A 19,795-nucleotide genomic window follows, 5' to 3' on the forward strand; every position below is an offset into this window, starting at 1 on the left:
AAATACATAAACTCTTACTTGCTTCTACACCATGGTTGAATGCTTTGAAACTAGCACTCCGCTTATATTGAAGTGGGGAAAACTTTATGGTGAACATACTGGATGCAAAATATTTAGAATCGTAAAAACCTAACCCAGCCTAAATGACTTTCAAACCCAAACAGAAAATCCGTAAAGTATTTGTTCACTTACAGTGTTCTTTTCTGTTCGTGAGAAACTTGGTTTTCGCTAAAAAGTTCTCCCTTAAAAAGTTTTCTTACGTAAACAATTTGGTCGTTCAAGGAAACAAAGCCGAAATATTATGGATAGTTTCGGGATGTTATAAAATTTTCATCAAAGGCTTTGGGATAATTCCAGGAAACACTTCCGGTATCACCTTTACTTATCAAACCCAGCAAAACCCAGTTGAAATCATTTTTTATGGGATAGGCGGACATAAAGAAACTAAAGAAATACGACTTGAGGCTGCTGAAATAAAATTGATCGACAAATTCATCCCTACGACAACTACTCCACAACTAACATCGATCCCTCTTGCCCATCAAAAATTAAAATGTGCATTCGCCAATTCTTCTCAATTGACCGAGTTGGAAAATATTATTATCGACATTCAAACCCCTAAAATAACCCCACTCAATTTGAGCATTCGGCACGTACCGTTTATAAAGTCTAACTATCCAACCTAAACACCTAAAACAATGGAACGAGATTTTTACAAAAGCCCCAAACCTTCAAGGATAATGCGTTTCTTTTGGAAAGCATCAGGTGGAGATCGCTACCTCTTAGAACGATCAACCTATTCTGATCAAGTGAAATATATGTGTCTAGGTGGTATCATTGTTGCGACTGGAATAATGGCAGCAATGGCAGGGGGATATGCCTTTTACACCATTTTTGAACCAAGAGGTTCAGCTATTGAAGCCGACACTCTGAGCTGGTCAACATCCATGCTATCAGTCGTATTTGGGGCTTTTTGGGGGTTGATGATTTTCAATCTTGATCGTTTTATCGTATCGAGTACAGGTGTAGGAGACGGAACCGAGGCTATTACTTGGGGAGAACTCAAAGGGGCAATTCCTAGGTTACTTATGGGGGCTATTATTGCTTTGACTATTTCAAAACCCGTTGAAATCAGGATGTTTAAATCGGAGATAGACGCCGCACTTCACGAAGAACAGCTTAAAACAAGAAAAGAATACGAAAAACGAACAAGAGCAAATTACGAAGAACGTTTGGCTTTTATTGACACTGAATTAGCAAAATTTGAAGAAAACAGAAAGGATTTGGTAGAAAGGATAAAGAAGGCCGAACAGGATTATACTGACCAGTTAAATGGAAAGGTTCCCGGAACAATACCAGGTAACGGCCCACTTGCTAAGGCACTAAAAGATAATGTAGATAGACTTAATACTGAACTCAATATATTTGATGTGTCCAACAAGGAAAGGATCCAGGAATTGGCTGGCAATAAAAAGACCCTTATGCTGGAGATGGACCAAGAATTGGCTAAAAACAGACAGGTAGCATCAGGACTCGACGGTCTATTAGAACGTATAAAACTCGCCCACGAAATTGCAGGTGTGTGGATATCGTTATTCATCACACTACTTTTCCTCGCAATTGAATTGACGCCTATATTCTTTAAATTGATGCTGATAAAATCGCCGTACGATTTTCTTAAACACAATGTAGAGGAACTAATTAAGGCAGAGCAAGGCATCCATATACAATACAACTACCATAAAGACAAAAACGGACAAGAACGTGATTTAATCAAACACTTGAAACCGGAAAAACTTTTGGTTGAAAAGAAAGCCTTACTTAAAACCCAAGAAGAATTGACCGAATATGCAATATCTAAATACAAACAGGAGATGATGAAAAAGATAGATACTAATCCTGAGGCTTTTATTAAAACCCAAGACCTGCAAAACGAGAATATAAATGCATCTTAAACGGTTCTTTTGTATGCTATCCGGGGATGATTATAACGTGGTTGGTAAATGCGACAAATCAACCCAACACCGTTTTACAGCTATTGGTGTATTAGTAGCCTGCATTTTTGTATTGTGCTTTATCAGTTGCTATTTCGCATTTACAAAGTTGTTTCAAAATTATTACACAGGTATTCCAATCGGGCTATTCTTTGCTTGGATGATAACAAATATCTACCTTTTTCTTCTTTATACCTTGTCAAAAACGGGGTTCCCTTACATACCTAACAAACCGGCGCGGTATGTTGCAACTACCATCAGGTTGGTTTTCATTGCCTTTATTGCCATTGTTGTATCCAAACCGATTGAAAGCCTTGTTTTTTCAAAACAATTAGCATTGGAAATGCAATCATTCAAACAAGATAAAATTGAACGATATGAAAAATCTACCAATGTTTTTTTTGCTGATGAAATCAACATCATCAAAGATATAATTGCTCAGCAAAAAGTTTTAAACAATGTGATTGATGAAGAGCAATTGTCAAACTACAACGAACTGATTCGCTCTAAAGAAGAAGAAAGGGATAGGCTTATCAAATCAATGAGGATATTGGTGGGCAAATCGGATTACTACATTCAAGGAATGATCATATTGAACACCAAGTATCCGATTTGCTGGGCAATTACCCTATTCGGTATTATAATATTCATAATTCCAACTTATCTTAAAATTTTCATCCATAAGGACAGTATTTTTTATAAGACTAAACACTACATAGAATCCTATTTGGTAAAATATGAGTACGAATTGTTTAAAGAAAAGTACAGCGAGATTTTTAGGTATAAGTATGGTATCGACATTCAATATACTGAATGCTATACAGACCCTCCGTTCAACACCAAAAGAAAAATTGACAAAAGAGAGCGCGCTGAAAGAACAGTTTTAACTGAAGACGACTTACTAAATAGCCTCTATGCCAAAGTATGAAACCATAGAAAAGCGTATTGAACGAAGAACTTACATTAAGGGTAAGTTCAAGGGAAAATTTATTGGCTATTTCGATCCGAGGAAATCGGATGTTCAACACGAGAACTTTTATGACCTTGAAGTAATAAGTGGAGAAATCACAACCACGAAAGATGAGTGCCACATAAGACACTGGGAAACAGGAGAACCGGAAGAATTCCAACCTGTTGAAAAGTTCTTGACCAATCTTCCGGAAAATTTGCCTTTGGAAGTTCATGAAGAAAATGGTAATGTTCAAACCTACAATGTAAACCTGAACGAGAAAAAGTTAAGTAATTATAGTCTTTCAAATCAAATTTACGGAGACAACAAGGTTTTTGGCGACATTACCGGGGATATTTCAGGATATTTAAAACACTATGAGGTTGAGTATATCCAAGAAGAAATTGCTGAAAATATTCCTAAGGCAGCTATTCCGATTCCAGCCAAGGTCAAAACCTATAAACAAACAGGAAATACCGAAACAAAAGGAAATTACAAACGGTGGGAATATTATTATTCAGACGGTTCAACATATTGGGGGGCTTGGGAAAAACAAAGCAGTTACAATTCCGGTTACTCGTTGTGGGAAACTTTAGGTTTGTTAATTCAAATTCTTTTGGCCGTGGTGTTCATCATCCCACTTTTGATTTACGGATGGCAAATCATCCTACCGATTGCCATCTTGATAGGGCTTGTCTATTTATTATCTACGTTTGGCGATGTCATAGTTAACCTTTTCTATTGGCTGTTCCGGCTTGCCGGAATTGCATTTTTGTTGTTTTTGGTTTTTGGAATCATTTCTCTCTTTACGAACACCAGAAAATCACCAGTCGTAAAAAGAGACGTCGTTACGGATACAGAAAAAGAAGTACAGGAAACAAGGCCCGACCCAATAACAGGGGACAGTATCATTTCTCACCACAGGATTTGGCAGGACTATTCCAATCAGGAATATGCTGCAGACATAGAAGTAAGGTTTTCCGACTATCGAAATGCAGTACGTTTAAGAAATGACCTTCCTATACCTTTACAAAGCACCTCCCAATACAACAGAATTGTGTCCACTATTTACGATTATGACAGAAACAAATTAGACTTGGTATACATAATGCTCGACAGTTTGCAAGCAGAAAATATATTAACCCAAGTCGAATTTGCAGAAGTTATCGTCACCTTGATTCAGGACATACCTTATACTCTTATTTTGAACGATGCTTGTGATGCCAGTAAGTACAATGATGACTTTATAAGGGAATATTTGAGGACAGGGGACAAATGCGAAGGGTACATCAAATATGGATTGCTTTCGCCCGTGGAGTTTATGGCAAGCTTGGCGGGAGATTGCGACACCCGGACACTTTTACTTTTTACCATTTTAAACCATTATGGATACGATGTGGCAATGTTGTCAAGCGAACTTTATAAACATTCAATCATTGGAATAAACCTGCCCTATGACGGATTGTCAAAAACTGTAAACGGTAAACAATACGTAGTGTGGGAAACCACTGCGCAAGGCATACCCCCTGGAGTTATTCCCCGTGAAATCTCAGATATGCGATTTTGGAATGTATCATTAATATCGAACAATAACCTTTCATTATGACAAATATTATTATCTTACTTGCGGTTTTGGTAAGTGCAGCACTTACCATATTCCTTTTAAATGGGTTTGTCCGATTCAAATTGAAGAATAAGCTATCTGAAAATGAAAACCCAATTGCCATACCTATTTTTAAAGGTGTTTTGTTTATTTCGGGCGGCCTATTGCTGAGCGAACTCATCTCAACTTTTCAGACCCTCACTAAAATCCTACCGGGACAATTTGAGAGCAATGAATTGATGCTTAGGGAAATTTCGTTTTACTGTATTTTCTTAGCAATTGTATTGATTGTGTTGGCTGTGCTTTTATGGCTTTCTACATTACTTTATAGCCTGATAAGCAGAGGGGATAGTGTTTTTGTAGAAGTTGCCAATAACAATTTGCAATCACTTATACTTTTTTCGGCTATTCTTTTGGCATTAACATTTGCAATAAAAACAGGAATTACCCCTTTGTTGGACGAATTTATCCCCTACCCGACAATGCCGGTTTATCGATAAGAAGATTATGGACAAAACAATCAAAATCATTCTCGCTATACTTTTTTTTCTATGCCTTATCGATATGCCCTACGGCTACTATCAGTTAGTCAGGTTTGTGGCTTTAGTGGGATTTACCGTCCTCGCTTACCAAGCTAACAAGCAGGGAAAACAAACTGAAATGGTTATTTATGGGGCTTTGGCCTTACTATTTCAACCGTTTTTCAAAATAGCACTTGGCAGAGAACTATGGAATATCGTTGACGTAATTGCAGGAATAGGACTTTTAATATCATTATTTATGAATCCAAAGGAAGGCCGAAATTAAAGCTATAATCATTGCTAAGCAGCATCCCCATCTGGGTGTAGAAAGAGCGTTGGCCTAGGTGTAATTTGCAATTACACCTTTCTATCACTAAGAATTTGCAATTCAATTTTCACGGATTATCTTGAGCTATGGGTGAAGCCTATCAGGTAAGAGATCAGGAAATGCCTTATTTTTTGACCTTCCAGGTGGTAGGTTGGGCAGATGTTTTTTCAAGAAAAGTCTATAGAGTCATCGTCTTGGAAAACCTGACCTATAGCAGAAAAGAAAAAGGACTTTACCTTTTTGGATATGTCATCATGACAAACCATATTCATTTGGTGGTTCAGCAAAAGGACGGGAAATTGTCAGCATGGGTACGTGATTTCAAAAAGTTTACAAGCAAGAAACTACTTGCCATGATTCTGGAGAATCAACAAGAAAGAAGGAAAGAATAATACCGCAGATTAGAATAGCCCTCAAAGTTTAGACACTATATATTAGCGTTAATGCGAAAAAGCAAAATTTGGAAGTAAAGAATCAGACAATAATTCTAGGAGATTTAGAATTGAAAATACAATACAAAAGATGAACAAGACTTTTAGAATATTTAAAAGGGTGATTTTATATGCTTTCTCTTTATTTTTATTTCTTTCAGTTTCGGCTTACACCTATCTTTATGTACTTCCTAAAGGGCCTGAAATCACAGCAACCAGCAAAATTAATGTCGGAATAGACTCATTTGTTATCTTCGCTTATAAAGATAGCGAGAGAAAATCGATTAAGGTATGGACTTATAAACCCAAAAGTTGGAATGACAAAGACAAAATAGTTTTCGTAATGCATGGCGGAGGACGTAATGCAGAAGACTATCTAAACACTTGGGTCGAATTAGCGGATAAGAATAACTTACTGATAATAGCTCCTGAATTTGAGAATAAGTTTTCAAAATATACTACGAACGATTATCAAGAGGGGAATCTATTTACCTTTTTTGGGACTAAAAATCCGAAAAGTGAATGGGCATACACAGTCGTTGAAAACATATTTGACCACATTAAATCTGCTAATAATATTACCAATGAGCGGTACGATATTTTTGGTCATTCCGCAGGTGGACAATTTGTACATAGAATGATAATGTTGATGCCAGAATCGAGAATTGGAACAGCTATCGCTGCAAATGCTGGGTTTTATAGTTTTCCAAACGAGCACCTTGAATTTCCGTATGGTATCAAAAATACTGAAACAGATTTGAAAAAATCTTACAAGAAAAGATTGATTATACTTTTGGGAGAATTGGACAATGACCCAAATTTAGGGACTTTTAGAACAACGGATTTGGCAATGGAAGAAGGTGCAAATAGGTTGGAACGTGGTACAAATTTTTACAATGCAAATAAGGGAATAATAGATAAAAACGATTGGGAATTTAATTGGACATTAGATACGGTAAGAAATGTCGGGCATAACTATACAGAAATGTCCAAAGGTGCGATTAAGTGGATAAAACTTAATCCCAATAACTAAATACCTCATCTAACCCGCGTTTGCAACGCGGGTTGTTAAATCCAAGCATTTGAAATGCGATAATTGATGGGATGGACTATGGCGTTAAAAACGCAAGAATTTACTCGTCCTCGTTGCAAACGAGGACGAGGTACGGTCTAGCGTCTCAAATCTCACATCTCCCGTCTAATCTTCAAAAACCTCAATCGCCACTGGCCCCTCAATTCCCGAAGGCATCACTTCCCAGCCGGAAGCATCGAAAGGTTTATAGTTGATATTGACAAAGTTGATTTCGTGGTAATTACGCCATTCCAGGCCTTGCTGGTCCATATAGCGGATGCGGTTGGCCATCAGGTTGGCGACTTGGATCTTGATTTCGTTTTCGCCGTCTTTAAGGAATTCCCCGATCCTTAACTGATAAGGAAGACTCCAGGTATAGCCTGCTTCCTGGCCATTGATCCAGACTTTGGCGCTTTCATGGACCTTGCCCAGTTTAAGCAAATAGTTCTTTCCTTTCTCTTTTTGGAGCTGGAAGCTGCTGGTATAGGTGGCCTGGCCGGAAAAATGATCTGCCACTTCATCCCCAAAGGCTGTCCAAGGTTTGATGGTCTCCATCTTTTGGCCTTCAGGGATAACTGGGCCACCATGATCAAAATGCAATTCCCATGGGCCTTCCAAGCTGATGCTGGCATCAAGGGTATGTTGGTAGGGCCAAGCCGGAATGGTTGCCGCTGTGCCTTGGCTTGTTTGCAAAAGGATGCTTTCACCAGGGACCAATTGGAGGCGTACTTTGCTGGTGTTTCCTTCAACTGTGCTTTCTGCCAAACCTACCTTTCCGGAGAGTGGATCCATCAAACTAATGGTGATTGCAGCGACATTTAAGGGCAATTCCTGATCAATCATCTGAGCGGTGTGGTTGACGATAAAGTAGTATTTGTCCTGACCCACTGCTCTTCTGATAAACTGTAGTCCCGTGTCGGTCAAGGTTTCACGGTTTATTTTCTGGGATTCCAAAGCAGTTTGGAAGTCCTTCTTCAAGATGATCTGGCCCTTGCCATGTTTGGCTATTTGTGTGTTGTCAAATTGGAGTTCTGACCATAACTGCGCCAATTGGGCTGTGCGCTCTTCGATGTGATCATGTCCAGGCACTTTGGTTGGTTTTTCCTGAAAGATCACGGTTGCTCCTTGATGGGCCAGTTGGAGAACGTTTTTGAGCGTTTTTACGGGCAGGAACTCCATGGAAGGCATCAACAAAGCTTTGGCTGGGGTAGCTTGCTCATTGGTTTGGATTTTTCCGTCTATTACCTGGGCTTCTTGGAGTAATTTGTCGGAAGCAAAATCCATGGAATAGCCTGTGTTCATCAATGCGGTGGCCTGCTGATAAAATTGGGTTGGATGGAGCCAGTGGTCGATATGGTGGACAGAGATCATCTGGAACATATTGCCCTCATCTGCCCATACATCATAAACCGGCCAGTACATGATCAGCTCATTGTCGGGTTTGCCAGCCTGCAATACGGACTGACAGCGGGTGATGTATTCATTAAAGCTCTTAAAGTGTGGCCAAAGGCTGTTTTGCTGGGTCAAGTTCAGGGAGGCATAAAACAACCAACCCGGGAATTCCACATCTTTAGGGGAATAGGTCACCCCATGATAGAACACATGGTTGATGCCCGCCAAAAAGGCCTGTTCCACCTCAGGCTTCATTTGGGAAAAGGAGCTTTTGAAATGCTCTCCCAGCCAAGTAAAGGTTTCACAGGAAATCAATGGCTTGCCGGAAAGGTGACCTGCAGAGGAAGCAAACTTCAACATAATGGGATCGGGGTCCACATTGCGGATATCGGCACTGTCCCTGCGCAATCCTGGAATAGGGAAATAGCTGGAGCCGAAGGTTTCGCATTCGGGAATGTCCACAGTGGCATAGAGGTCGATCAAATTACCGGGTGAACCATGAGCCTGGTTTTTGGTCTTCTTGCCTCTTTGGTGTGCCCAATCCGTCCAGTTTTCTGTAAAGTATTCGAGTAGCAATTCGTGCAATGTCTCTCTATAATCTGATTTGATTCTTCTACTTTCTTCAGAAGTCTCCTCGCCGATCAGTTGGGGAATAAAAGGTTTCAGGTCATAACCTCTCCGCTGTTGGAATTGATTAAGGAAATTGGCTGTAAAGTTGGAGCCATAAACTTCAAAACTATCATTGTACAAAGACCTGATGCCCGGAACCTGATTGCCAAATGCCTGATTAAATACCTCCAGATAGGCATTAACGGCTTTTGGAGAGAAATGGTCCAAAGTATATCCTTGCCCCCCTGGTGCAGCCCTTTTTACCTTTTGGCCTGTTTTGCCATTATAGATGGCCAAGATCTTCCAATCTCCATTGGCTTCCCAGCGGAGCAATCCGTCCTCTGAAACCATTTCCGTAAGCTCTTCCACCTTTCCCTCTTTTCCGTAGGCCATTACCGCCAAGAGTTGAGGACTGAGTTCGGGATTTCTTTCATTGGTCCAGTTCAGGTCTTTCTCAAAAGCTCCCTGCCCCTGATATTCAAAATCCTGAATGGCCAGTCTGGAAGCCGCGTATTCGGGAATTACATCTGGTCCTCCAAAAGGCCAGCCGGTACCTTGTGTCAAGTCTACGCCCATATCCAAGCTGTCGGCGACATGGACGGTGTAGCGAAGCATATCCATCCATTCTTTGGAGAGAAAGTCCAGGTAGCGCTCCTCATATCCTTTGGCACCATAGATGGGTGCGATCTCCACACCCCCAAGCCCTGCATCGGCGTACTCTTGAAGGAGATAGCTCAGGTTTTCTCGGTCTACGGCATTGCCCATCCACCACCAGCGGGTCCAAGGCTTGGAGGTCTGGCTGATTTCCGGCCAACTGCCTGTCTGGATTTGGGCATCAGTTTGGGTTTCGCCATTTTGCTGACAGGAAAAAGCAAATATTATCAAGCATAAATTGAGGAAGTAGAGGCTTATTTTGAGTTTCATTTTGGGTTGTTTATGGTTGCAGGTTTTTCAATTAAAATAGACAATTTATTGTCCACACCCGCCTGTCGCAGGCAGGGATGAAAAGGGTAAACACAGATGTATACTGAAAGAACCACTCCATCGGTGTTTATCTATGGTTAATTTTTTTTTGTTGTGCTTATCCACCGCGGTGGATAGGGACGAGTAAAATTGAGCTTTCAGCTCTGTTTATTACCATAGAGCCTCAGGCTCAATTTTATCCGTGCCGGGGCGCAGGCCTCCGCACAATCAGATTATATATGTTTGGTTCGCCGTTTGTCGATACTGCCACGGCCTCATTCTTCGGCCTCGCAGTGACGATTAGTAGAACGTCATTGCGAGGAAGTATGACGAAGCAATCTCATATTCCAGAATGCGGGATTGCTTCTCCCAGCTGAGCCTCAGGCTCAATTTTATCCGTGCCGGGGCGCAGCCCTCGGCACAACCAGGGACAACGATTTCCGCTTATCTCCCCCCTCCTAACCTCCCCCTTTAAGGGGAGGGATCGATTTCGTAACTTTTATCGAAAAGTCCCCCTTGAGGGGGATTTAGGGGGCTTAAAGCGTAAACACCTCCTTCAAGGGCACACTTACCGGGGAATTGTCCGGGTGTGTCTCCATGATGTCGGCCATATAGGCCCACCATTTTTGGACGATCTCGGTATTACCCAAATCCTGCGAGGAGCTGTCCCCTGAAATGGTCTGCACCGCAAATAGGCTGGAAGTTTCTTTGTCCAGGTAAATGGAATAATCGACCACTCCGCTATCCTTGAGCAGTTCCACCAGTTCCGGCCAGATTTCCCGGTGCCTTTTTTCATACTCTGCCTCATGGCCGGGCAGGAGCTTCATTCGAAAAGCGACTTGTTTAGTCATATTTTGATTACTTAATTTAAGTAAATAACAAGAAAATGATTTCTCCTCAAAAAACTGTTATGAACTGACAGGCTAATCAAAATAGCCCTCCATTAGACCGGACTAAATGAAGGTATACAAAAACAGGATAGTTCATCACAGTTAGGGTGATAAAAATAAGTCAATTAATACTTTTAAAAGTATAAATAATGAGGTATTTTTAAAGTAATATAAATGATAAGGCATTATAAATTTTAATTTTTTGAGCTTTAATATTGAGATGTATTGGAAATGCAAACGTTTGAAAAGAGCGATTTCCATGATAGTACAGCACAAATATGAAAAACCTACTACCTAAATTGGCTTTGTCTTGAAACCGCTGTCCAGACATTGATCTACTACTACTCACGCTATTTTATTGGAAAACTTTATTGATCAATATGGATAATTGGTCTAAAGACGCCATAAGTGAACAGTGATCAGGTGGCTTAACAAGCTTCAACGAAAAGTGTAATTCGGAGCTGAAGTATACGATTTCAGTTTCCAAAACAAACCCTTAATAAATAACCATGAAAAATCAATTTACCCTCAAAAACCATTGGGTCAGGGGAAGCCTATTCCTTTTGGCCATGGCTAGTGGTACGGTGGCTAGTGCAAGTAGTCAACCGTTTATTGTCAATGAGGACCCTTGGTCCATTTCATCTCAGAAATTAGCAAAAGAAGTAACGGGAACTGTTATTTCGAGCGAAGACAATCAACCCCTCCCCGGGGTAAGTATCCTACTCAAAGGTACAGGCACTGGAACAGTAACCGATATTGATGGCCAGTTTACCATTGAGGTGCCCGATGAAGGAGCAGTGCTGATCTTCAGTTCCATAGGCTTTGAGAAGCAGGAAATAGCTGTGGGCAACCAAAGCACCCTTGATGTGACCATGCAGGTGGATATGCAGCAATTGGGCGAAGTGGTGGTTGTGGGTTATGGTACCCAAAAGAAAGCGAACATCACAGGTGCTATTGCGCAGATAGAGCCGGAAAACCTGACAGAGAGACCTATTCAGCGTGTCGACCAGGCCCTGATCGGACAGATGGCCGGTGTCCGCGTGAAGCAAACTTCTGGGGTACCGGGAAGAGGCTTTGATATTCAAGTTAGGGGTGTGGGCTCCATTACTGCCAATAACCAACCCTTGTACGTTATAGATGGATTTCCTTTGGAAAGTGCGGGGGGTAACCCCATGGACAATTTGAGTCCAAATGATATTGAGTCCATTCAAGTGCTGAAAGATGCATCGGCAGCAGCCATTTATGGTTCCCGGGCATCCAATGGTGTCGTGATCATCAATACCAAAAGCGGTAAATCCGGCAAAGCCCAAATTAGTTTCAATGCCTATACAGGGTGGAATGAAACGGTGAAGAAGTTGGATGTGCTTAGTCCAACTGAATGGATCGACCGTGCTACTGAAATGATCAATACACAATGGGAAAATTCCGGTGAAGGAAGATCTGCCAGCCAGTCTCTGGCCGAACGAGAAGCCATCTTGGGTGGATTTGACCGAAACTATATGTATGATGAGCGCTGGATGCAGGAAGGTTATCCAGGCTTGATGCTGGTGGATTGGCAAGACCACCTGTTCCGCAAAGGATTGGTGCAGAATTACCAATTGAATGCTTCCGGAGGAAATGATTTTGTGAAATATTTTATCTCTGGAGACTACATGGATCAGGAGGGTATTGCTATTGGCGTTGATTATAAGCGTTACTCTGCCCGCGCCAATGTAGAAGTGCAGGCCAGTGACAAGCTGAAATTTGGTATGAACCTGAACCCATCTTATTCATCATTGGATGACCCAGGGGTGGAAGGAAAAGATGCGATTACCCACGTGACGGTTGGTATGGCTCCCGTGGTGGAGGCAGATGCTGGGTTAAATACGGGTGTAGGTGATATTCCGCTCTACACTTGGGCAAGTTCTCGGATCAGCCCTATTGCTTACGCCAATGAAAGGTTGAACCAAACCACCATATTCAGGAATTTGTCCACCATTTATGGACAATATGACTTTATTGAAGGTTTGGCCTTTAAGACCACGGTGAATGTGGATAATGTGGATCAGCAGAATAAGGATTATACCCCTGCTCCTGTCACTAGAAATAAGCAAACTACTGGTGGCTTTGATGGTTACCGTAAGCTGACTTTTGTGAATGAAAACACTTTGTCTTTTAACAGAACCTTTGATGAGGTGCACAATGTGAGCGCAGTTGCAGGGATGTCCTATAACTTCAACAAGCGCAATACCTATCAGATGAGCGGTAACTTTGACGTGGAAGGCATCACCACCCTCAATGCCGCGGTGATCAATGCGGGGAGCACCAACACCACTGAGACTCAAAGTACCCTTTTGTCTTATTTTGGTCGGGTGCAGTATGATTATAACGGCAAGTACCTGATCTCTGCCTCTGCTCGTCGGGATGGATCTTCACGTTTTGGACAGGATACCAAGTGGGGTTTCTTCCCATCTGTTTCTGTTGGCTGGAGACTTTCAGACGAGGAATTTATGAAAGGCATCAATACATTGAGTGATTTGAAGCTGAGAGGTAGTTGGGGACTTTCCGGTAACAATGGCATTGGAGATTATTCCCATATTGCCACCTTGGATTTTGCGAATTATTCCTATGGTGGAACTTTAGTAAACGGGTTGATCCCAGGAAACTTCCCAAATCCGGCATTAGGCTGGGAAGAATCTGAGATGATCAATGTGGGTTTGGATTTAGGATTATTGCAAAACAGGATCTACGCTTCCTTTGATTATTATACCAAGACCAATACCAACCTGTTATTGAATATCCCTGTGCCTTCAGCCACGGGCTTTAGCTCTGCCTTGACCAATATTGGAGAGGTGTTGAACAAAGGATGGGAACTGGAGTTGACCACCCGCAATATGACGGGTCAGTTTACCTGGTCTACCAATTTCAATCTTAGCCATAACACCAATGAGGTGAAGCAATTGGGGCCTGAAAATACTCCGATTCTAGGAGGTAGTTTTGATATCAACCACAACATCACCATGGTCGGCGAACCTATGTACAGCTTGTACTTGGTGCAAAATATCGGTATCCTGACCCAAGAAGAGATCGATAATGGTGCGGCGCTTTATGGAAACCAAGCAGAAGGTGATCCCCAATATTTTGATGCCAATGGAGATGGCGTAATTGATCCTGATGATAGGATTCTTTCCGGACATCCCAACCCTGATTATGTGTGGGGGATTACCAATAACTTCTCCTATAAAGGTTTTGACTTGAATATCTTGATACAAGGCCAGTCGGGAGGTTTGATTTATTCCACCTTTGGTCGGGCCATGGACCGTCCAGGAATGGGATATGTGGAAAATACTTTGGGCAGACACCGTAACCGCTGGAGATCGCCAGAAAATCCCGGTGATGGAGAGACCGGTAAAGCTGTTTCGAGCTTTGGTAGAATTAAAAATACCGACTGGTTGTATTCATCTGACTACTGGAGAATCCGAAACATCACTTTAGGGTATGATTTGGGAAGGTTGATCAATGACGGAAGATTCCTTTCTGGTGCACGGGTCTATACGACTGCCGAGAATTTCTTTGGTGGTGACAAATACACCGGTGGGTTTAACCCAGAAGCCGTAAACAACGACGGAGATGACTATGGAGCCTTTCCATTATCGAGATCTATTGTATTTGGTGTAAACCTGAAGTTTTAACTCCTAAACGACCAACATCATGAAAAAGATAAAAAAATTATATATCGTCTTGATTGGCTTGGCAGCAGGTGTCATGACTTCCTGTGAAAGCAAGCTGGATCAATCTCCTATTTCTTCCTTAGGTTCCAATGGGTTCTATCAAAATGAGGCTGACTTTGTCAAAGCCCTGTCCGGGGTGTACAATGGCTTGAACGCTTATCCCATTAACCATTTTGAGCTTAGTGAGGTGCGCTCTGATAATATCTATAGCCCAGGGACTGCTGGGGTACGGGACTACAACCTGATCAATAATTTCAATACGAACCTGGCAACGGCAGGAATCATGAATTCCACTTGGAACGGTCTTTACAATAACATTATGCGGGCCAATACTATCGTGGACAAACTTAGTGTGGATGTGATTGCAGATGACAATACGAGGACTAGAATCGAAGGTGAAACCAAATTCCTACGTGCCTTGTATTACTTTGATCTGGTCAGGTTCTATGGAAAAGTGCCATTATTTGATCGGCCCGTAACGCCTTTGGAGGCTTTGGAAATCCCAAGAAGTCCTGTAACGGATGTTTATGATTTGATCATTGCTGATTTACAGTTTGCCATTGCCAACCTACCCAGTGAATATACCAGCTCTTCAGACATTGGGCGAGCGACTTCCCATGCGGCCCGTGGACTTTTGGCCAGGGTATACATGACCCGTTCTGGTACCCAGCTTCACCCTGATGGCCCGGTTTTGGGAACGAATGAATGGAGCCAAGCGCTGACCTTATTGGATCAAATCATCAATAGCGGTCAATTTGATTTGGTGGACAATTATGCCGATATCTTTGCCTATGACAATGAAAATAACGAAGAAATTGTTTTCGATATACAGTTTTTGAGTGGGGGCCAGGGTGTTGGTGGTGAATATGTGCAATACCACTACCCAGAGGCTTTTGCCCGCACCAATGGGATTCCTTTTGCTGGGGGGACTTTTCCTGATGCGCCTAAAACGGTAGCGGCAGACTTGATGGCTTCTTATGAAAGCGAAGATGTGCGAGATGATTTCTCCGTATGGATCAACTATGATGATGGAAATGGAAACATCACGCAAGACCGCTTTATCAAGAAATACTTGGATTTGGATAATCTTGGGGTGGATCGTTTTGACTTTGAGCTGAACTTTCCTGTGATCCGATATGCGGATATCTTGCTGATGAAGGCTGAAGCTTTGAGTAAGAGTGGAGGCTCCCAATCGGAAATTGATGCTATTGTCAATGAAATCCGAAGTCGCGCAGGTTTAACAGCTCCTGTTGCTAATGTTACTTATGATCAAATCATGGAGGAGCGCAGGAGGGAGTTTATCGGTGAGGGTCTGAGATGGCATGACTTAGTACGTTCAGGAATGGCGATAGACGTGATGTTAGACTGGATAGCCGATGAAGATGCTGCCAATAAAATCTCTACTGATATCACTTCGGATGACTTGATCTATGCTGTTCCGATCAATCAATTGGATGTGAAGGAAGGTTTATATGAGCAAAATCCGGGATACTAAATGAGATATAGTTAAGGTTAATAAATCGGTTAAAACCATCCGTCCAAGACGGATGGTTTTTTGACTTTTACAAATTTTGAATTTAAACAATGATTATGATTACCTCTTCAAGCAGTCGCTTATTGTTTTTAACCATGAATATCTTGGTTTTACTTGGGATCGGGGGGCATATTCAAGCCCAGCAATATTGGCATGATATACCTAGAAAGGTTCGGTATGCTCCAGATGGAAGAGATTTTGTGATTGTCAACGGGGACCGAAGGTACAATCGAGCCCTTTATGGTTATCATTCCGATTTTAGGACTGAAGCAGGAGACCAGCCATTATTTTCTTTTTATTTACCGGGAATGGGAGGCCATATCAGGTTTGGCATCTTGAAGGGCCAGCAATCCAAGTGGTTGCATGAGGCAGAAATCGTGGAGGCAAGGTACCGGTCAGGGATGATGGTTTACCAAGTTAGGGATCCATTGTTCGGTAATGGAAATATAGAAGTGAAAGTAATGCCACTGAGAAAACAGGAAGGGGCTGTATTTAAGGTAGAAGGAAAAGGCCTGCCAGAGGACGTGGAGCTAACTATTCTGTATGGAGGGGTAACGGGCAAGAAATTCCGAAGGATGGGAGACCTTGGGGCTGATCCTCCTTCTGTATTTGACCTCACGCCTGAAAAATGCCAGGATAACGACATCCAACTCCATTCACAAAATAAATGGGAGCTTTTTTATGGGGAAGTGAAAGAAGAAGGTTCTCGGTCAAAGATGCAAGGTGCTTTTCCGCCAGATGCGAAACTCCAATTGGCAGACCCTAAACAGCTTTATAATCCCCTTTCTCTTTTGTCGACGGAGAGCAAGGAGCACTCGGTATTGGCGGGAAGGATGAGATTGGAAGATCAGCCAGCTTATTTTGCTATTTACAGGCCGGGTTTTGGAGAATTAAGTTATGATCAACTTGAGAACACCTATCAAGAAGCCGACCGTGATCGAAAAGAATTGGCGGAAAGGATCCAAATCAACACTCCAGACCCTTATATCAATACCCTTGGAGGGGCTTTGGGTATCGCTGCAGATGCCATCTACGATGCCCCTTCTTATGTGCATGGTGCCGTCGCTTGGCGCATGCCATTGCCAGGTTGGCGGGGTGCTTACGTGGCCGATTGGATGGGCTGGCATGATCGGGCCAAGACCCATTTTGACGGTTATTTGGCTTCCCAATATTTGGAGCCGGAAGGATTTAGAAATGATCCCGATACCGCTAAGCACCTGGCACGTCAGGTGGAAAAAACCGGTAAATCCATTTTTAACAAAGGCTATATCAGCCGCCGGCCAGGTGAACCTTCTTCTCCGCACCATTATGACATGAACCAGGTGTTTTTTGATCAGTTGATCAGACACTTCGACTGGACGGGTGACCAGGAGTACCTGAAAGCAGTGTGGCCTTCCATCGTCAGGCATTTGGATTGGGAAAAGCGGAACTTTGATCCGGATGGTGATGGGTTATACAATGCTTACGCCAGCATTTGGGCCAGCGACGCCCTGCAGTACAACAGCGGAGGGGTGGCACATGCATCTGCCTATAATTACTATGCGAACAAGAAAGCGGCAGCGTTGGCCTCCTTTGTGGGCGAAAGTGGAGCGGATTATGAGCAAGAGGCTGAAAAAATCCTTAGCGCGATGAACAAAGAACTCTGGTTGAAGACTGGTTGGTTTGCGGAATACAAGGATTTCCTGGGAGCACAGTTGCTTCACCCCCAGGCGGGTGTCTGGTCAGTATACCACACCATTGACAGTGAAGTGCCCAATCCTATTCAAGCTTATCAGATGACGCGTTATGTGGATAATTATATCCCCCATATTCCTTTAGAAGCAGAGGGCTTGGCCTCGGGAGAATACCATACGCTCTCAACAACCAATTGGATGCCCTATACCTGGTCGGTCAATAATGTGGCCTTGGCGGAAGTGCTGCACACTAGTTTGGCGTATTGGCAGGCTGGACGCTCGGAGGAAGCTTTTAGGCTTTGGAAAAGTGCTTTGCTGGAAAGTATGTATTTGGGAGGAAGCCCGGGGAATTTTCAGCAATTATCTTTTCTGGATGCCATGAGAAGTGAGCTCTATCGGGATTTTGCAGATGCGGTAGGGATGGGAGCGCGTTCCTTGATTGAAGGATTGTTTGGCGTGAAGCCAAGTCTTTTACAGGGTGTTTTGGAGATTAAGCCCGGTTTTCCAGCTGAGTGGGAGCATGCTTCTTTATCCACACCTGATGTCCATATCAGTTATAAAAGAAACGGAGACAAAGACCAGTATATCATCGAAAACCGCTTTGGAAGAAACCTACAGTTGAAATTGAATGTGCAGGCCAGAAAGGAGAATATCCATCAGGTAAGTGTAAACGGAAAACCGGTACCATGGCAGCTTATGGAAAACCAAGTTGGTTGGCCAAGGGTTTTGATCGAAGCAGAATTGGCCGCTTCTGCTTTGGTAGAAATAGACTGGCAAGGTCAGGGTTTGTTGACTTTTGCTTTCCCTGAAAAAGTGGTGACAGGGCAAGCAGTAGAAGTTGATGTCTCTGGCGTAACCGTACTGAAACTAAATGATCCTGAGAATGTCTTTTCAAAGTCTGTAACTGTTCAGGGACAAACAGGCCTCTCGGAAAAGGTAGGCGATCGCCCAGGGGAGAAGAGCTTTTTTGTACAATTGGCTCAGGGAGAAATGCGTTGGTGGCAAGCCATGGCAGTCAATGTTTTACCGGAATTTGACATAGTTCCTGAAGGAGGTGCGTCCGAAGAACGCTTGGAGTTTAGTCTAGTAAACAACACCCAGGACTCAGAAAACCTCCTGATCAATATTAATGGGAAGCAATGGAAAACGAACTTGTCCATAGGTGGAGGAGAAAAAATTGAGCTTGGTCTCTCTGATTTAGATTTGATACAGATGGGGTCCAATAAGGTTTCCGTTTATAAAAAGAAACAGTTGATTGCTCAGAAGAATGTGATCAATTGGAGCATTCCTGCTCAGGCCAAGTCGATGGAGGCTTTGGATATTTCAGGTTCATTGAACGAGCAGGTGACCCGGATTTTTAGGAATGAATATGTAAGTCCGCGTTCTCCTTACCCTACACTTCAAATCCCAATTCAAGGTATGGGGGATTGGGCATCTTATGGTGCTTATATGGATATTGATGATGGAGGGTTGAGGGCATTGGCAGGAAAAGAGAATCACTTCACGATTCCACAAGGAGTTCCATTCCAGACTTCAGGAGACAGCAGTAAAAACAATATTCTCTTTGTCTCCCAATGGGACAATTATCCCAATAGTGCTCAGGTGCCTTTGTCAGGGAAGGCGAAGCATGCTTATTTCTTGATGGCCGGATCCACCAATCACATGCAAAGCCGCATGGAAAATGGTCAAGTGCTCGTCCACTACAAAGATGGTAGCAAAGAAGTACTTTCATTGAGAAATCCCGAGACTTGGTGGCCGATTGAACAGGATTATTTTATCGATGGCCACGCTTTTGATATCGATGTTCCGAGGCCTATTCGTATCCATTTGAAGACAGGAAAGATCAGCCAAAAAGCACACGACGATTACGTTGGGATTGATCACTTTACTAATTATGCGATTGAAGGAGGGGCGGCGACTGTTTTGGATTTGCCTTTGGACCCAGACAAGGAATTGGACTTTTTGGAACTTAAAGCTACCACCATCGAAGTGGTTATTGGTCTAATGGCAGTTACTTTGGAAAGAGGGGAATAAACTCAAATCGATAGTAGAACCGTCACTGTGAGGTTTAGAGGAGGATTTGGGGGGTGGAAGCCTTGGCAATCTCTATCTTTAGGAATTGCCAC

At 42.7% G+C, this 19,795-nt stretch carries 13 protein-coding genes; 11 read left to right on the top strand and 2 right to left on the bottom strand.

Annotation, left to right across the window (positions count from 1 at the left end):
- Positions 1–143: 143 nt before the first annotated feature.
- The 8 genes from JL001_RS08070 to JL001_RS08105 all read left to right on the top strand — a co-directional run bounded on the left by JL001_RS08070 (position 144) and on the right by JL001_RS08105 (position 6,859).
- Complete coding sequence (locus tag JL001_RS08070; RefSeq protein WP_200975607.1) at positions 144–686, top strand: hypothetical protein; 543 nt, start codon at positions 144–146, stop codon at positions 684–686.
- Between the two features lie 12 nt (positions 687–698).
- Positions 699–1,955 carry a DUF4407 domain-containing protein gene (locus JL001_RS08075; RefSeq protein ID WP_200975608.1) on the top strand — a complete coding sequence of 419 codons (1,257 nt, stop codon included), beginning with the start codon at positions 699–701 and terminating at the stop codon, positions 1,953–1,955.
- A 13-nt stretch (positions 1,956–1,968) separates the two neighbouring features.
- Entirely contained in the window at positions 1,969–2,922 is a 954-nt protein-coding gene (locus JL001_RS08080) for a DUF4407 domain-containing protein (protein WP_200975609.1), read from the top strand.
- The gene (locus JL001_RS08085) at positions 2,909–4,549 is read left to right on the top strand and encodes a hypothetical protein (protein ID WP_200975610.1); all 1,641 of its coding nucleotides are present in this window, start codon (positions 2,909–2,911) and stop codon (positions 4,547–4,549) included. The genes JL001_RS08080 and JL001_RS08085 overlap by 14 nt, the downstream gene beginning before the upstream one ends.
- Entirely contained in the window at positions 4,546–5,046 is a 501-nt protein-coding gene (locus tag JL001_RS08090; protein WP_200975611.1) for a hypothetical protein, read from the top strand. Before JL001_RS08085 ends, JL001_RS08090 begins: the two co-directional genes overlap by 4 nt.
- Before the next feature lie 7 nt (positions 5,047–5,053).
- A complete protein-coding gene (locus tag JL001_RS08095; RefSeq protein WP_200975612.1) occupies positions 5,054–5,353 on the top strand; it encodes a DUF6804 family protein in 300 nt (99 codons plus the stop codon).
- A 128-nt stretch (positions 5,354–5,481) separates the two neighbouring features.
- Complete coding sequence (locus JL001_RS08100; protein WP_236252748.1) at positions 5,482–5,787, top strand: transposase; 306 nt, start codon at positions 5,482–5,484, stop codon at positions 5,785–5,787.
- Between the two features lie 130 nt (positions 5,788–5,917).
- On the top strand, positions 5,918–6,859 hold the full coding sequence (locus JL001_RS08105) for a hypothetical protein (RefSeq protein WP_200975613.1): 942 nt from the start codon (positions 5,918–5,920) through the stop codon (positions 6,857–6,859).
- Between the two features lie 165 nt (positions 6,860–7,024).
- On the opposite strand, the gene JL001_RS08110 is transcribed toward JL001_RS08105, so the two are convergent.
- Complete coding sequence (locus JL001_RS08110) at positions 7,025–9,823, bottom strand: glycosyl hydrolase (protein ID WP_200975614.1); 2,799 nt, start codon at positions 9,821–9,823, stop codon at positions 7,025–7,027.
- A 575-nt stretch (positions 9,824–10,398) separates the two neighbouring features.
- Complete coding sequence (gene rhaM, locus JL001_RS08115) at positions 10,399–10,713, bottom strand: L-rhamnose mutarotase (RefSeq protein ID WP_200975615.1); 315 nt, start codon at positions 10,711–10,713, stop codon at positions 10,399–10,401.
- Between the two features lie 548 nt (positions 10,714–11,261).
- Between rhaM and JL001_RS08120 the strand changes: the two genes are divergently transcribed.
- The 3 genes from JL001_RS08120 to JL001_RS08130 all read left to right on the top strand — a co-directional run bounded on the left by JL001_RS08120 (position 11,262) and on the right by JL001_RS08130 (position 19,703).
- Positions 11,262–14,423: a TonB-dependent receptor gene (locus tag JL001_RS08120; protein WP_200975616.1), complete on the top strand. Its 3,162-nt coding sequence runs from the start codon at positions 11,262–11,264 to the stop codon at positions 14,421–14,423.
- A 19-nt stretch (positions 14,424–14,442) separates the two neighbouring features.
- Positions 14,443–15,957 carry a RagB/SusD family nutrient uptake outer membrane protein gene (locus tag JL001_RS08125; protein WP_200975617.1) on the top strand — a complete coding sequence of 505 codons (1,515 nt, stop codon included), beginning with the start codon at positions 14,443–14,445 and terminating at the stop codon, positions 15,955–15,957.
- 134 nt (positions 15,958–16,091) lie between these two features.
- On the top strand, positions 16,092–19,703 hold the full coding sequence (locus JL001_RS08130) for a DUF4450 domain-containing protein (protein ID WP_236252749.1): 3,612 nt from the start codon (positions 16,092–16,094) through the stop codon (positions 19,701–19,703).
- Positions 19,704–19,795: the final 92 nt, after the last annotated feature.

Source organism: Echinicola sp. 20G (assembly GCF_015533855.1).
Lineage (GTDB): Bacteria > Bacteroidota > Bacteroidia > Cytophagales > Cyclobacteriaceae > Echinicola.

Coding starts and splice junctions, on each gene's coding strand:
- JL001_RS08090 (WP_200975611.1), top strand. CDS start 4,546: ATGACAAATATTATTATCTTACTTGCGGTTTTGGTAAGTGCAGCACTT.
- JL001_RS08125 (WP_200975617.1), top strand. CDS start 14,443: ATGAAAAAGATAAAAAAATTATATATCGTCTTGATTGGCTTGGCAGCA.
- JL001_RS08120 (WP_200975616.1), top strand. CDS start 11,262: ATGAAAAATCAATTTACCCTCAAAAACCATTGGGTCAGGGGAAGCCTA.
- JL001_RS08105 (WP_200975613.1), top strand. CDS start 5,918: ATGAACAAGACTTTTAGAATATTTAAAAGGGTGATTTTATATGCTTTC.
- JL001_RS08080 (WP_200975609.1), top strand. CDS start 1,969: ATGCTATCCGGGGATGATTATAACGTGGTTGGTAAATGCGACAAATCA.
- rhaM (WP_200975615.1), bottom strand. CDS start 10,713: ATGACTAAACAAGTCGCTTTTCGAATGAAGCTCCTGCCCGGCCATGAG.
- JL001_RS08095 (WP_200975612.1), top strand. CDS start 5,054: ATGGACAAAACAATCAAAATCATTCTCGCTATACTTTTTTTTCTATGC.
- JL001_RS08085 (WP_200975610.1), top strand. CDS start 2,909: ATGCCAAAGTATGAAACCATAGAAAAGCGTATTGAACGAAGAACTTAC.
- JL001_RS08075 (WP_200975608.1), top strand. CDS start 699: ATGGAACGAGATTTTTACAAAAGCCCCAAACCTTCAAGGATAATGCGT.
- JL001_RS08100 (WP_236252748.1), top strand. CDS start 5,482: ATGGGTGAAGCCTATCAGGTAAGAGATCAGGAAATGCCTTATTTTTTG.
- JL001_RS08130 (WP_236252749.1), top strand. CDS start 16,092: ATGAATATCTTGGTTTTACTTGGGATCGGGGGGCATATTCAAGCCCAG.
- JL001_RS08110 (WP_200975614.1), bottom strand. CDS start 9,823: ATGAAACTCAAAATAAGCCTCTACTTCCTCAATTTATGCTTGATAATA.
- JL001_RS08070 (WP_200975607.1), top strand. CDS start 144: ATGACTTTCAAACCCAAACAGAAAATCCGTAAAGTATTTGTTCACTTA.